Origin of the sequence: Nonomuraea sp. NPDC049637 (assembly GCF_040675235.1) — a bacterium.
Taxonomy (GTDB): Bacteria; Actinomycetota; Actinomycetes; order Streptosporangiales; family Streptosporangiaceae; genus Nonomuraea.
This window is the reverse complement of sequence record NZ_JBFAOM010000014.1, coordinates 44,566-58,888: the sequence shown is the minus strand read 5'-3', so window position 1 is coordinate 58,888 and position 14,323 is coordinate 44,566. Positions and strand designations below refer to the sequence as shown.

Here is a 14,323-nt window from a genome sequence, read left to right as displayed (position 1 = left end):
TCAGGGGCTTGGGTCATGGCCGGCACGCAGGGCGCGGATGACGCCCGCCCGGCCCGCCGTCGGTTACCGGGGAACCGACCGCAGCTACGGCGACCTGTACGACCGGGTCACCCGCCTGGCCCACGGGCTGACCGGCCTGGACGTGGGCCGCGGCGACCGGATCGCCTACCTCGGGCCCAACCACCCGTCCCTGGTGGAGACGTTCTTCGCCGCGGGGCTGCTGGGCGCGGTGTTCGTCCCGCTCAACGCCCGGCTGGCCGCGCCCGAGCTGCGCTTCCTCCTGGACGACTCCGGCGCCCGCGTCGTCGTCCTCGGCGCGGGCCAGGACGGCGGCGGCCTGCCCGGCCGGCACCTGAGCCAGGACGCCGTCGAGGAGCTGATCGCCGGCGCGCCCGCCGACCCCGTGGACGAGCCGGTCAGCCAGGACGACATCTGCCTGATCATGTACACCTCGGGCACCACCGGCCGCCCCAAGGGCGCGATGCTCACCCACGGCAACCTCATCTGGAACGCCGTGAACCTGCTGGTCGACGTGCCGCTCGCGCACGACGAGGTGACGCTGGTCAGTGCGCCGCTGTACCACATCGCGGCCCTGGCGCAGCTGCTCGTGCCGACCGTGCTGAAGGGCGGCAGGGCGCTGCTGGAGCCGTCGTTCGAGGTGGACAGGACGTTCGACCTGGTCGAGTCCGAGCGGGTCACGATGATGTTCGGCGTGCCGACGATGTTCGCGGCCCTCGCGCGGTCGCCGCGCTGGGCGGAGGCCGACCTGTCCAGCCTGCGGCACCTGCTGTGCGGGGGAGCGCCGGTGCCCGAGCCGCTGATCAGGACGTACCGGGAGCGCGGGCTGCCGTTCCTGCAGGGGTACGGCATGACGGAGACCTCCCCGGGCGCGCTCTTCCTCGGGGCGGGCCATCCGGACGCGGGGCTCGGCTCGGCCGGGGTGCCGTGCTTCTTCTCCGACGTGCGGCTGGTCGCCCCCGACGGCTCGCCCGCCGCCCCCGGCGAGCCCGGCGAGGTGTACGTCCAGGGCCCCAACGTCATGCCCGGCTACTGGCGGCGTCCGAAGGAGACGGCGAAGGTGTTGTCCGCCGACGGCTGGTTCAGGTCGGGCGACATCGGCGTGGCCGACGAGGACGGGTACGTGCGCATCCGCGACCGGATCAGCGACATGTACATCTCCGGCGGCGAGAACGTCTACCCGGCCGAGATCGAGAGTGTGCTCCTCGCCCATCCGGCGGTGGCCGAGTGCGCGGTGATCGGCGTGCCGGACGAGAAGTGGGGGGAGACCGGCAAGGCGCTGGTCGTGCTGCGGCCGGGCGCGAGCGCGGAGCCCGGGGACCTGCTCGCCCACCTGGACGGCCGCCTGGCCCGCTTCAAGATCCCGAGGTACCTGGAGCTCGTCCCCGAACTGCCGCGGAACGGCGCAGGCAAGCTGCTCAGGGCGTCCCTCAGGAAGCTGCACGGGCAGCGGCAGGCGCGGTGAGCGGGCAGGCGGCGGCGGGTCAGCCGATGGCGGGCACGCGCAGGTCGGCGAAGACGCCGCGGTGGTCGGTGCCGGGCACGTCGAGGATCTCCGTGCTGGCCACGTTCACCCGGCGGTCGGCCAGCACGTGGTCGATCGTGATGATCGGCGGTATCGCCCTGTTGTTGGGCCAGGTCGGGACGAGCCCCTTGCCCACCTGGTCGGCCGCGTCGACGTAACCCCTGGCCAGCAGGTCGCGGAAGGCACGATGGTCGAGGGTGGCGTTGAAGTCGCCGGCCAGGATCCTGATCACCGACGGCGACGGGGACGGCAGCGCCTTGAGCGAGGCGTCCCACTCGGCCGCCATCCCGCCGAGCGGCGGGTCGGGGTGCACCGCCACCACCTCGACCTTGCCGCCCGAGGGCAGGGACAGCGTGGCGGCCGGCATGTTGTGGCCGATCGGCGTGAACAGCCCCCGCAGCGGCCGCAGCGGGTGCCTGGCGAACAGGCCGCTGCCGATCGCGCCGTCCGCGGCCTGGAGCACCCGGTAAGGGAGCAGCTTGCGCAGCCCCGCCTGGTCGAGCCGCCGGACCGCGTCCGGGGTCAGCTCCAGCGCGCTGAACACGTCGATCTCGTACAGGCGCACCAGGCGGACCACGGTCTCGGCGTCGGCCCATCCGAACAGGTTGACCGACAACACCCGCAGCGGGACGCCCTCGATCACTCTGCCCGGTTCCACGCCGGACGTCCTCGGGATCAGGCACGCGACGAACACCATGCCCACGACGGCCGCGCTCAGCCCCGCCGGGCGGTTGCGTTTGAGCACCGCCAGCAGCGCGGTCAGCGCGGCCAGCCCCGCGCCGATCGGCGTCACCGTCATGAGCTGGATGAGGAAGGAGCCGGTCTCCAGGCCGCCGACCCGCAGCGCCGCCCAGGCCGCCAGCAGCGCGACCACCGTCCAGGCGAACCAGCGCCTGCGCCGCCGGGGTGAGGGACGCTTGCCGGCGGATGCGCGTTCGGCCGTCGCGCTCGCTCCCCGTTGATCCACAGCATGAACCCTAAGGCAGCGGCGGAGGGCCCGAACCAGGGCCTTCCAGCCCGGCCCGGCCCTGGCCCGGCTGCTCGCTCACCGGCTCGGCTCAGAGGCTCATCTCGCCGACTCGGCCCCCGTCTTGACGGCGAGGAGCTGCCTGCGCATCGCGACGAAGTCGCCGACGTCCGTCATCGCGACGTGGGCGGCGCCGCGCACGGTGGGCTCGCCGCGCATCCGGAGCCGGTAGATCAGCCGGGTGCCGCCGCCGGTGTCGCGCAGCGCGATGGAGCAGGTCGTGGTGGCGTCGGCGCCGCGGTGGGCCAGCACGAGGGTGTGCGGGGCCTCGATCCGCTCGACGACGAAGCCGCCGCCGTCCATGACGTCGCCGAGCTTGAGGTCGCTCGGGGGGTGCGCGGGTTCGTCGGCGGCCTCCGTCCGTACGGCGGGTGCGGTGCCTGGACGGGTGCCGGGGCCGGGGTAGCCGCCGAGCCGGACCACCCAGGCCCACACGACCGGCGGCGGCGCGTCCACGGTGACGGCACGGGTGGCCTGGAGCTGGGGGAGCGGCACGATGTCGTCACCCGGCAGGTCCTCGTGCACCTCCCTGTCGGTCGCGCCCCAGCGCAGGTGCCAGGGGCGCACGGCGAACAGATACCCGGCCGCCGCACCCGCGGCCAGCCGGAACACACGGCGTGGCAGGAACATCGCAGCACTCCTTCGTCACTGACGATCGGAATTTCGGTGCTTATGCTGATTTATGGGCAAATATGGCTAGATCTGGTCAGCCTTCCATATTGTCAGGCCATATGTCTCCGCTATCGGCCGCCACGCCTGCGCGAATTGTGCCTTGGCCGTCTGCGCGGCCGCCGATCTGCTGAGACCTCGCCGGTAATCGCGGTCGTCCGAGACCGGGCCGGTGCAGCCGCCCGCCAGATGGCGCCGGGCCCAGGAAAGGAAGGCGGTGTCGGCGTCGTAGGAGGCGTCGAGCGCGGTGACGAGCGTCTGCTTCAGCGCCGCGCCCTCGGGCAGGGCCGTCACGTCCAGCGTCCGGGCGGCGGCGAGCTGGTCGCGGCGGCCGGCGGTGATGTCCTCGATCGTGGTCACGCCGCTTCGGCGGCAAGCCGTCGCGTCCGCGATCGCCGCCGACAGGCTGGAACGGGTGGAGCTGCTGCTGGACAGCAGCTCGTCCACCTGCCCGGCCTGCCCGGCCTGCCCGGCCGCAGCCGCCGTGGGGTCCGTGCTCGGCGTCGGGCCGGTGCTCGCGGCCGGGCCGCCCGTGGGGGTGGCGTCCCCGGTCGCCGGGTCTTCCGCCGTCTCGTCCGAGGTCTGCGGCTGGACGGCCGACGGCGCGCCGCCCGAGCTCCCGCCCGCCTCCGCCGGCGAGGACGGGCGGCTCCCGGCCACCCACCACACCAGCGCCGTGGTCGCACACGCCGCCGCCACGCTGACCAGCACCACCGGCCGCCGCCACCCCGGCGGACGCAACCGCGAGGGCGGCGGCGGACGATCGTCGGCGGGCGAGGGCGAGGGCGAGGGCGAGGGCGCGGGGGCGGAGGAGGCGGGAGGTGAGGGGGCCGGGAGGAGGGCGCCGCAGCGGGGGCACTGGGTGAGGGCGCCGGTGTCGCTGCCGCATCGCCCGCACCGCCCCCCGGCGCCTGAATGGTGGACCAATACACCCTCCCGTAATGCTCCGTAAAGGGAAGTATTTCGATTTTTCGGGCTTTTGTCCCGACCTTCACTTCCGGTGAACGAGACTATTTGATAACAACGAGCCCCCTGAAGCACTCGCCCCTCATAAGCTCGGCCGGGTTCACCGACGAAGGAGGGTCATGGCCGTCGACAGCTCCGGCGCCACCGGCTCCACGCGGGACTCCACGGCCCACCCCGGCGTGCCCCGCATGAGCAACGTCACCCGCTACCTCAGCGCCGCCGCCTACCTCGACAGCGGGTTCCGCGACCGGGTGCTGGGCGAGCTGATGTTCGACCCCTACCGCGCGGTCCCCCCGTCCTACGGCGGCTTCGACCTCATCCCGGTGATCCACCACTGCCGGCGCTCACGCTCGATGCTCGTCGTCCGCGACGCGCTCATCACGGTGTTCTTCCTGGCCGGGTTCGTGATCTCCCCGCTGACCACGATCGCGTGGGTGGCGATGCTCGTCCCGCTGGTGCTGCTCACGTCGGGGCCGGTCCGGCGCGGCTCGCTCGTGCTGCGGGCCATGCTCTGGTTCTGGGCCGCGAACATGGCTCTGCTCCTGCTGGCCGCGGTGTTCTCCACCGCGCTGTCGGTGCTGCTGCTGCAGAGCCTGTCCAGCTCCTCGTTCTACGACGACGGCCCCTCCTACGGCCTCGCCGACGTCCTGGGCCAGGGGCTCGGCACGCTGGCCCTGGCGACGGCCGTGCCCTTCACCACGCTCGGGGTGGCGCTGGTCTACCGGATCGCGACGTACATGACGCTGGCGGGCACGCTGCGGCCGGGCGCGCCCGAGCCGGTCGTCGGCGCGACCGGCCCCCGCACCGCCCATCGCGTCGACTACGTGCGCAGCGCCCAGTGGGGCAACATCACCATGTACGCCAACGAGGACGCCTTCATGGGCGCCGGCTCCATCGCCAGGACCTGGTCGATCGCCGTCGAGCTCGACCGGGTGCGCGGCCGCGAGGGCCCGCCGCGCCGCCAGGACGACCCGGTCGACATCGACCCCGTCGAGCTGCACGCCTTCGTCCGCGAGCGGCTGAAGGACATGCGCGACCGGGTGCTGCGTCCCAACGAGGGCATCCAGCGGCTCGACATCGGCGACCACGTCGTCACCCGGGGGATCTTCACCGTGGCCGACTGGCACGAGGGCGGCGCCCCGGTGTCCCATCCGCTGATCGGCAAGAACGGCCTGCCCAGGTCCCACGCCACGCCCGAGGAGATCGAGGCCGTCGTCCGCCACCCGCAGGGCGGCGTGCGCTACTACCAGCGCGTCACGATCAACAACGCCGGGCAGGAGATCCGCGACCGCAACGGCCGGCTCGTCGCGCCAGCCGCGGATCAGGAGGCGCTGACCTCCGCGTTCATCTACCTGGCCGTCGAGGGCCGGATGCTCTACACCCAGTTCGTGGTCACCGTGCTGCCGCCCGCCCACGGCCCCTACCACGTGGTCGACCGGCTGCCCACGATGACCGGCGGCCGCATCGCCTGGGAGGCGGTCAGGTCGTTGAAGCTGCGGCTGCTGCGCGACGTGCTGGCCGCGCCCGCCCGGCTCGTCCGTACGGGGGTGCAGGCCGTCCGGCAGAACATGCTGGCGCCCGACCCGCGCAAGCACATCGTCTACCCCTACGGCGCCCGCTTCAGCGTCCGGGAGCTGGGCGCGAGCGACGACCTGCAGACCCACATCCAGGTGCTCGACGTCTCCAAGTACGTGCGGATGATCGAGCAGCGGCTCACCGAGGCGGTCCTCGACTTCCTGGAGGACAAGGGCGTGGAGACCGGCGCCTACCGGTTGCAGGCGGCGAGCGTCACCATGAACACGCTGTCGGTCAGCGGCGGCGCCACGGTCAGCGGCCCGGTCGCCTTCGGGCACCAGGCCGCGGCGACGGTCAACAACCTGGGAGGGCAGGGCGCGTGACGCACGAGGAGACCCCCACGCCGGGCTCGTACGGCGTGCACATCAGCGGCGGCGAGGTGAGCGGCCCGATCGCGGTGGGCCCGCACTCCCGTGCCACGGTCAACAACCTGGGCGGCGCGGCCCCCGGCGCGGCGGCTCGGCTGCTCGACCGGCTGGAACGCCTGCTCGCCGAGCACGAGGCGGAGGTGACCGAGCCCGCGCGGGCCCGCCGGGACGTCGCCGACGTGCGGCAGGAGATCGAGCAGGCCGACCCCGACCGCTCCCGCGTCCTCGACGCGCTCAAGCGGCTGTCGGCCCGCGCGGCCGAGGTGTCGGTGATCGTGGAGGTCGTCGGCCAGATCCGCGAGCTGTTCGGCTGACCCGGGCGGCTCTCGACGCGGGCCGGGGTCAGCGGAAGACCGCGACCGCGGCCTCGCCGAGCATGTCGTCGATCAGCTGCACGACCTCCCTGACGACGGGGGAGTGCTCACCCGCGATCTCCCGCAGGCGTTCGACGAGCCGGGCCGAGGGCTGGTCGAGGTAGAGCTCGGCCTCCAGCCGCAACGCCCCCACCAGCCCGCACAGCGCCGCGCCGCGCCCGTCGGGCTGCTTCCAGCCCTCGACCGCCGAGCGCACCCCGGCCGAGGCGCGCACCACCGAGGCGATGTCGGCGAGCTGGTACCGCGTGTACGGCAACATGCCCATGCGCCGCCTGGTCACCATGACCAGCACGCCCGCGGCGACCAGGCTCTGCCGGGTGCGGTCGTAGGCGTCCTCGGCCAGCTTCTTGATCCAGAACCTGGCCTCGCCCTCGGCCCGGTCGCGGGCCATCAGCGGGACGAGGGAGTCCACGACCGCGTCGCCGACCGGCGTGGGGTCGACGACGGTGATCCGCCCCTGCCCGACCGTGACGCGCCCGCTCAGCGCCAGGTCGAGCAGCACCGCCCCGGCCAGCCCGAGCGCCATCGAGTGCTGGTGCACCAGGGGCTTGCCGGACTGGTCGTGGCCGATGAGGAACAGCTCGTGGTGGAGCGGCGGCCGCGTCACGGCGACCGGATCCCGGTCAGGCCGGCCTTGTCGTCGCCGTCCAGCACCGGGCGGCGGCCGCGGGCGTACAGGACGCCGAGGACGACGACGCCGACGGCGAGCCAGATCAGGCCCACCCGCTGGGCCAGGATGTTGGCGTTGACGATCACGAAGATCAGGATCGCCATGCCGATCAGCGGCGCCACCAGGTGCGACCAGAAGTCCGTCGAGCGCCCCCGGACCCGGTAGTGGACGATCACCGACACGTGCAGCACGACGAACGCGATCAGGCCGCCCATGTTGACCAGGCTGCTCAGCAGGCCGACGCCCTCCTCGAGCTGCGCGGCCCACACGCCGATGGCGACGGACAGGGCCGAGACGAGCAGGATGGCGTTGGCCGGGACCGAGTGCTTGATCGACACCTTGGCCAGGAAGGCGGGCAGTTGCCGGTCGCGGGCCATGGCGTACAGCAGGCGGGAGACGGCGACCTGGGCCACCAGCGTGTCGGCGAAGCCCCAGGAGATGGCGGTGGCCGTCGAGGTGACGTGCCGCAGCCACTCGCCGCCCGCCGAGGCGGCGGCGTCGTAGAAGGCGGTCTCCGAGCCGGTGTTCAGCACGCCCGCCGGGTCGGGCACCACCAGCGCCGCCACCCAGACCTGGGCGACGAACAGCAGCCCGGCCAGGATCAGCGCCAGCCGCATGGCCCTGGCCACCTGGGCCGAGCCGCCCGCGGACTCCTCGACCAGCATGCTGATGCCGTCGAAGCCGAGGAAGGACAGCACCGCGACGGAGACCGCGGCGAAGATCACCGGCCAGGAGAAGGTGTCGGGGTTGAACAGCGGTGTGAGGCTGAACCCGTGGCCGCGGCCCTGGAGCAGGGCCCAGATCCCGATCAGCACGAACAGGCCGAGCACGACCAGCTCACAGGTGATCAGCACCTTGGTGAGGGTGATCGTCATCCGGATGCCGCGCAGGTTGACCACCGTGTTGACGGCCACGAAGATCAGCAGCCACCCCCAGACCGGCACCCCCGGCACGCTGTTGTGCATGGCGATCGAGGCGACCAGGTAGAGCAGGCTCGGCACGAGCAGGTAGTCGAGCAGGATCGCCCACCCGGTCATGAAGCCGACCGACGGGGCGATGCCGCGGCCCGCGTAGTTGTAGACCGACCCCGACAGCGGGAAGGCCCTGACCATCTGCGCGTAGGAGGCCGCGGTGAACAACATCGCGACCATGCCCACCAGGTACGCCAGGACGGGCATGCCGCCCGAGGCCTTGTAGACCGGGCCGAAGATGGCGAACGGCGCGATCGGCACCATGAAGATCAGCCCGTAGAACACGAGATCGGTCAGTCCGACCCCGCGGCGTAATTCCTGACGGTAGCCGAACCGCTCGATGCTCTCCTGAGGTTGCACGACAGCCTCTCCATGTCGTCCATGCGGGGGGTGACGGGCCTCGGTATACGCATGGGGTTACGGATACCGGTGGGGCTCGATCTGGCGATCCTTCCGTAGCCCACGGTCACGTCGCAAGAGGCTGCTCCAGGTGGTTGCGTGCCTGACCGCGCCGCGGGGGCCGCGCCGGCGGAGGCGGGCGGGACGCGCGCCGTCCCGCCCGCCGGCCGGCCGGAGCCGTCTCAGCAGGCGCCGACGTCCTTCCAGACGCCCCACTCGCCGGTGGTGCCGGGCTCCTGGCCCTGCGTCCACCACTTGGCCTCCCAGGTGTGGGCCTTGTGCGAGACGCGCTGGCCGCCGTTGTAGACGGCCGTCGCGCTCCAGGCGGGCGCGGTGCAGGCGCCGCCGGTCGGGGTGACGGTCGGGGTCGGGCTCGGGCTGGGCGCGACGCCGCCCCGCGCCAGGTCCTGGACCAGCCCGTACGTCCTGCCGCCGAAGGTCAGCGTGTAGTTCGCCTGGCCGGGGACGGGCAGGTAGTACACGTAGTCGAGGGTCACCGACGCGCCGGGGGCGAGCGTCTGCCAGGTGGGCAGCTTCACCGACACCCGGTGGAAGTCGCCCTTGAGCCCGCCGACGTTGTTGCCGGTGTGCTCACTGCTGATCACCCGCAGGCCGAAGCCCGACTGGTCCTTGGCGTTGTTCGGGGCGGAGGTCGCGTAGTCCCACTGGAACTCCGCGCCGCCCGGGATGGTGGTCTGCGTCCTGTTGGTGATGACGAGCTTGGGGTTGATCGGGTAGTTGCTGTCGCCGGCGGGGAAGCCCGTGGCCTCGATCGTGACGTCCACCTTCTCGGCGGGGACGGCCACCTTGGCCTTGGCCGCGCCGTACGGGGCGGCGGTCCTGAGCTTGTCGTAGAGCAGGCCGGTCAGGGTCTGGCCCATGAAGTACTCGCCCTTGGCCGCGTCCCAGGCGTAGTCGCCGGCCAGCTCCCAGATCATCACGCCGCCGATGCCCTGGTTCCTGACGTAGTCGGCCTTGGCGCCGAGCGACTGGTCGTCCTCGGTGGACAGGAACACCTTCTTGGTGGCGTTCCACAACCAGGGGGCGGTCAGGGTGGCGTTGTAGTTGCGGGTGTAGGTGCCGGTCAGCCGGTCCTCGGGGTCGTTCGCCGGGTCCAGGCCGTAGGCGGGGCCGTAGGAGCCGGCGATGCCCTTGGCCAGGTTCATGGCGTGCCACATGGGGTTGGAGCCGGCGCCGACCTCCTTGCCGTTCTCCTCATCGTGCCACAGGTTGTCGATGCCGCGGGCGCCGTCGCCGCAGGTGGTCAGGCCCTGCGGGCAGCTGCCGCTCGGGCCGTTGGAGGTGCCCCACAGGCCGTTCGCGCCGCCGTTGACGTTCTTCCAGCCGCGCGTGTAGTACGGCACGCCGATGTTGATCCGGCCGGCCGGCATCGCGCCGCGGAAGTAGTGGTAGGCCCAGTCGGTGTTGAGGTAGCCGAGGCCGCCGTACTGGGCGGCGGTGTAGACGCCCCACTTGGCCAGCTCGGCGTCCTTGCCGTCGTCGTACAGGGCGGCGTTGGGGCCGACGAACTCGTTCCAGGCGCCGTGCAGGTCGTAGGACATGATGTTGACGTAGTCCAGGTACTGGGTGACCTGGAAGGTCTCCATGCCGCGCAGCAGGTAGCCGGAGGCGGGGGCGGCGACGGTCAGCATGTAGTACCTGCCGTCGGCGGCGGCCGCGGTGTCCAGCTTCTGGCGCAGCGTCTTCATCAGCGCCGCGTAGCCCTTCATCAGGCTCGACCTGCGGGCGTTGGCGACGGTCCAGTCGAGCGGGTTCCCGGCGTCCTTCATCGAGGTCGGGTACTCGTAGTCGATGTCCACGCCGTTGAACCCGTACGCGCGCACGAACGCGACGACCGAGTCGGCGAACGTGCCGATCCCGGCCTGGTTGACCGAGCCGTCGGCGTTGGTGGTCATCGAGTAGAAGCCGCCGGAGGGCACGCGGGCGCCGTTCGCGTCGAAGTAGCCGCCGGTCTCGGCCCAGCCGCCCACCGACACCAGCGTCTTGGTGCCGGGGTACTGCTTCTTGTACTTGTTCAGCAGGTTGAAGTGGCCCTTGTAGGCGTAGGCCGGGTCCATCTCGGCGCCGGCGACGCCGGGCCACTCGGTGGCGGTGGCGTTCGCGTCCACGGCGATCTTGTTGCTGCCGTCGACGTGGGCGAAGGCGTAGTTGATGTGGGTGACCTTGCCCCACGGGATGTTGCCGGCCAGGTAGGCGGGCTGGCCGTTCTTGCCGGTGCGCCAGCTGGTGAAGTAGCCGATGATGCGGCGGGGGTGGTCGGCCCCCATCTTCTCCCGGCCGTCCTCGTCGTAGGCCAGGCAGTAGGGGACGTCCACGCCGGGGGTCTGGTAGAGGCCGTCCGGGCGGCAGGCGGCGTTGTCGGCCGCGGCGGTGGCCGTACCGGCCAGGGCTCCTGCGATGAGGACCAGTGAGGTGCCGCACGCGGCCAGGGCCGCGCGTAGGCGTGTGGGCTTCAAGGCCACCTCCGATGGGGCATGACTGGGGGGTTGATCGGAAGGTAAGCCTGGTGACCAGGGCCGTCAATGCTTTCTGTTAGGAAACTTTCTTAATAGTTGCCATTCGGTCGCGCGGCCGGTCACGATCCGGTCCGGCGCAGGATGAGCACCGCGATGTCGTCGCGCGGGGCGCCGCGCGTGAAGGTGCTCAGATCGGCGGCCAGGGCCTCGACGGTCCTGGCCGGCGGGTCGCGGGCCCAGGAGCGCAGCCGCTGCTCCAGCGGGTAGAAGGAGCCGTCGCGGTCGCGGGCCTCGGTCACGCCGTCGGTGCACAGCAGCAGCGACGCCCCGCGCGGGAAGGCGAAGCGCGCGCCGTGGCGCGGCTCGCCCGCCAGCCCGGCCAGGCCGAGCGGCACCTCCGGCTCGCCGAGCCAGAGCTGACCGGCGTTCCCGCCGTGGATCAGGTACGGCGCGATGTGCCCGCAGTTGACCGCGTCCACCTCCAGCTCGGGGCCGATGTCCAGCAGCAGCGCGGTGACGAACCGCTCCGGCTCGCCGGTGTGCGCGGCGAACCGGTTGTGCCTGATCACGGCGTCCTCCAGGGCGTCGGCCACGCCCATGAGGGAGATCTCGCGGTAGGCCGCCTCCCGGAAGGCGCCCAGCACGGCCAGCGCGGCGCCGATCGCGGGCAGCCCCTTGCCCTGCACGTCGGCGATCATCACCCGGGTCCCGTACGGCGACGGCGCCACCTCGTACATGTCGCCGCCCACCATCGTGTCCTCCTCGATGGGCTGGTAGAGGCCGTCCACGACCACGTCGAGCGAGCGCAGCGGCAGCGGCCTGACGAGCTGCCGCTGCAACGCCGCGGCGGCCGAGCGCAACCGGCGGACCTCCTCCTCGCGCTGGATCCGGTAGCTCGCGCCGACCACGCTCATCAGCCCGAACGCCGCGGTGAAGCCGGAGACCTCCAGGTTCGTCCGCAGATTGCCGCCCAGATAGGCGACCGAGGCCGACACCACCGCCAGCACCCACACCGACGCGACCGCCGTCTGCCACACCGAGCCCAGCCCCGACACGATCGCCGGCAGGAAGATCAGCACCGGCACCAGCTCCGCGCCCCCGCCGGTGAACCTGTCCAGCCCGACCACCAGCACCGTGATCCCGATCAGGCCGACCAGGAACACCGGTGTCGTGAAGAAGGGCCGCCTGTGCCCGCCACCCCAGAGAATCGTCGTTCACCCCCGGTGACCAGCTTCTCCCAAGGCGTCCGCGTTCCGTCCTGCGGCGCGCCGGGCACGGCGAAGGGCCGGCCCCGAAACCCGGGACCGGCCCCTGACGTGCGAACTTATCCGAGGCCGTTCTTCATGGCCGTGAGGAGTTCGGCGTTGGTGGTGTCACCGCTGAGCTCCCAGAAGAACGCGCCGCCGAGGCCCTGGTTCTTCGAGTAGCTCATCTTGCCGCCGATGGTGCTCGGCGTGTCGTAACTCCACCACTGGTTGCCGCAGTAGGCGTAGGCCGTGCCCGCGACCGTGCCGGTGGACGGGCAGCGGGTCTTGATGACCTTGTAGTCCTCGATGCCCTGCTCGTACGTGCCGGGCGCCGGGCCGGTCGCCGTGCCGCCGGGCGCGGCCTGGGTCACGCCGGTCCAGCCGCGGCCGTAGAAGCCGATGCCGAGCAGCAGCTTGGCGGCCGGGACGCCCTTGCTCTTGAGCTTCTGGATGGCGTTGTCGGTGTAGAAACCGGGGACCGGGATCTTGTCCCAGGTGGTGAGCGGCGAGTGCGGGGCGGTCGGGCCCTGCGCGTCCCAGCCGCCGAAGAAGTCGTACGTCATGACGTTGTACCAGTCGACGTACTGGGCGGCGCCGCCGTAGTCGGCCGCGTCGATCTTGCCGCCGTCGTTGCCGTCGGCGGTGATGGCCGCGGTGACCAGGTTGTTCGCGCCGAAGCGCGAGCGCAGCGCGGACATCACGTTCTTGAACGCCGCCGCGCCGCTGGTGTCACAGGTCAGGCCGCAGGCGTTCGGGTACTCCCAGTCGATGTCGATGCCGTCGAAGACGTCGGCCCAGCGGGGGTCCTCCACCAGCTTGTAGCAGGAGTCGGCGAAGGCAGTCGGGTTCTGCGCCGCCTGGCCGAAGCCGCCGGACCAGGTCCAGCCGCCGAAGGAGAAGAGCACCTTCAGGTTGGGGTACTTCTTCTTCAGCTTGCGCAGCTGGTTGAAGTTGCCGCGCAGCGCGCCGTTGTCCCAGGTGTCGGCGACGCCGTCGACGCTCTCGCCCGCCTGGTAGAAGCGGTCGTAGTCGGCGTAGCTGTCGCCGATCGTGCACTGGCCGTTCTGCACGTTGCCGAACGCGTAGTTGATGTGGGTCAGCTTGGCCGCCGAGCCGCTGGTGTCGATGTTCTTGACGTGGTAGCCGCGCTGGTAGATGCCCCACTGGACGAAGTAGCCCAGCACCTTGTTGCCGCCGCCACCGCCGCCGCCCGTGGTGGTCGCGGTGATCTGGTTGCTGTCGGCCGAGCGGTTGCCGGCCGCGTCACGCGCGCGCACGGTGTAGGTGTAGGACGTGTTGGCGGTGAGGCCGGTGTCGTTGTACGTGGTGCCGGTGACGGTGGTGACCAGGGTGCCGCCGCGGTAGACCTCGTAGCCGGTGACCGCCACGTTGTCGGTGGAGGCGTTCCAGGCCAGCGCGACGCTGTTGTTGCTGACGCCGGTCGAGCGCAGGTTGCCGGGCACCGACGGCGGGGTCTTGTCGTCGCCGCCACCGCCGCCGGTGGTCGTCGCGGAGATCTGGTTGCTGTTGGCCGAGCGGTTGCCGGCCGCGTCACGCGCACGCACGGTGTAGCTGTAGGCGGTGTTCGCGGTGAGGCCGGTGTCGTTGTACGTGGTGCCGGTGACGGTGGTGACCAGGGTGCCGCCGCGGTAGACCTCGTAGCCGGTCACGGCCACGTTGTCGGTGGAGGCGTTCCAGGCCAGGGCCACGCTCGTGTCCGTGACGCCGGTCGAGCGCAGGTTGCCCGGCACCGACGGCGCGGTCGTGTCGGTGCCGCCGCCACCGGAGACCTTCCACAGCGCCGCCACGTTCGGCGGCTCCCAGCCGGGCTGCGAGGTGTGCGCCTGGAGGCAGACGTAGTCCACGCCGTTGTAGGTGACGACCGTGCCCGCCGTGTAGGCGGTCCACGGGGCCCAGGCCGCCGCGTACGCCACCGTGCTGGCGGAGGCGAGCGTCGGGACGGCCACGGCCGCGGTGAGGGGCAGGGCCAATGCCGCCATTCCCGCCAGGACCTTGCTCAGAATGGTGTGTTTCATG

The 14,323-nt window shown here is 71.8% G+C and carries 12 protein-coding genes; 4 read left to right on the top strand and 8 right to left on the bottom strand.

Annotation, left to right across the window (positions count from 1 at the left end; translation table 11 throughout):
* The first annotated feature begins 37 nt into the window (after nt 1-37).
* Nucleotides 38-1,483, top strand: a complete 1,446-nt coding sequence (locus tag AB0J71_RS20855) for a long-chain fatty acid--CoA ligase (RefSeq protein ID WP_364415555.1) — start codon at nt 38-40, stop codon at nt 1,481-1,483.
* A gap of 19 nt (nt 1,484-1,502) precedes the next feature.
* Here the strand turns inward: AB0J71_RS20855 and AB0J71_RS20850 are convergent, their stop codons facing one another.
* The 3 genes from AB0J71_RS20850 to AB0J71_RS20840 form a co-directional block, all read right to left on the bottom strand.
* On the bottom strand, nt 1,503-2,510 hold the full coding sequence (locus tag AB0J71_RS20850) for an endonuclease/exonuclease/phosphatase family protein (RefSeq protein WP_352327147.1): 1,008 nt from the start codon (nt 2,508-2,510) through the stop codon (nt 1,503-1,505).
* A 99-nt stretch (nt 2,511-2,609) separates the two neighbouring features.
* The gene (locus AB0J71_RS20845; RefSeq protein WP_352327148.1) at nt 2,610-3,200 is read right to left on the bottom strand and encodes a hypothetical protein; all 591 of its coding nucleotides are present in this window, start codon (nt 3,198-3,200) and stop codon (nt 2,610-2,612) included.
* A gap of 66 nt (nt 3,201-3,266) precedes the next feature.
* Nucleotides 3,267-3,686: a hypothetical protein gene (locus tag AB0J71_RS20840; RefSeq protein WP_364415553.1), complete on the bottom strand. Its 420-nt coding sequence runs from the start codon at nt 3,684-3,686 to the stop codon at nt 3,267-3,269.
* Between AB0J71_RS20840 and AB0J71_RS20835 the strand changes: the two genes are divergently transcribed.
* The 3 genes from AB0J71_RS20835 to AB0J71_RS20825 all read left to right on the top strand — a co-directional run bounded on the left by AB0J71_RS20835 (nt 3,655) and on the right by AB0J71_RS20825 (nt 6,462).
* Nucleotides 3,655-4,191, top strand: a complete 537-nt coding sequence (locus AB0J71_RS20835; protein ID WP_364415551.1) for a hypothetical protein — start codon at nt 3,655-3,657, stop codon at nt 4,189-4,191. The two genes, AB0J71_RS20840 and AB0J71_RS20835, sit on opposite strands and share 32 nt — an antisense overlap.
* A gap of 133 nt (nt 4,192-4,324) precedes the next feature.
* A complete protein-coding gene (locus AB0J71_RS20830; protein ID WP_352327150.1) occupies nt 4,325-6,103 on the top strand; it encodes a hypothetical protein in 1,779 nt (592 codons plus the stop codon).
* Entirely contained in the window at nt 6,100-6,462 is a 363-nt protein-coding gene (locus AB0J71_RS20825) for a hypothetical protein (RefSeq protein ID WP_364415549.1), read from the top strand. The genes AB0J71_RS20830 and AB0J71_RS20825 overlap by 4 nt, the downstream gene beginning before the upstream one ends.
* A gap of 28 nt (nt 6,463-6,490) precedes the next feature.
* Here AB0J71_RS20825 and AB0J71_RS20820 read toward each other — a convergent pair whose 3' ends face one another.
* The 5 genes from AB0J71_RS20820 to AB0J71_RS20800 all read right to left on the bottom strand — a co-directional run bounded on the left by AB0J71_RS20820 (nt 6,491) and on the right by AB0J71_RS20800 (nt 14,322).
* Entirely contained in the window at nt 6,491-7,129 is a 639-nt protein-coding gene (locus tag AB0J71_RS20820) for a GPP34 family phosphoprotein (protein ID WP_352327152.1), read from the bottom strand.
* Entirely contained in the window at nt 7,126-8,523 is a 1,398-nt protein-coding gene (locus tag AB0J71_RS20815) for an APC family permease (RefSeq protein WP_364415547.1), read from the bottom strand. The genes AB0J71_RS20820 and AB0J71_RS20815 overlap by 4 nt, the downstream gene beginning before the upstream one ends.
* A gap of 221 nt (nt 8,524-8,744) precedes the next feature.
* Nucleotides 8,745-11,039 (bottom strand): glycosyl hydrolase family 18 protein, encoded by a 2,295-nt coding sequence (locus tag AB0J71_RS20810; protein ID WP_364415545.1) that lies wholly within the window; start codon nt 11,037-11,039, stop codon nt 8,745-8,747.
* A gap of 119 nt (nt 11,040-11,158) precedes the next feature.
* Entirely contained in the window at nt 11,159-12,202 is a 1,044-nt protein-coding gene (locus tag AB0J71_RS20805) for a PP2C family protein-serine/threonine phosphatase (RefSeq protein WP_352327886.1), read from the bottom strand.
* Nucleotides 12,203-12,363: 161 nt separating this feature from the next.
* On the bottom strand, nt 12,364-14,322 hold the full coding sequence (locus AB0J71_RS20800) for a glycosyl hydrolase family 18 protein (RefSeq protein ID WP_364415543.1): 1,959 nt from the start codon (nt 14,320-14,322) through the stop codon (nt 12,364-12,366).
* Nucleotide 14,323: the final 1 nt, after the last annotated feature.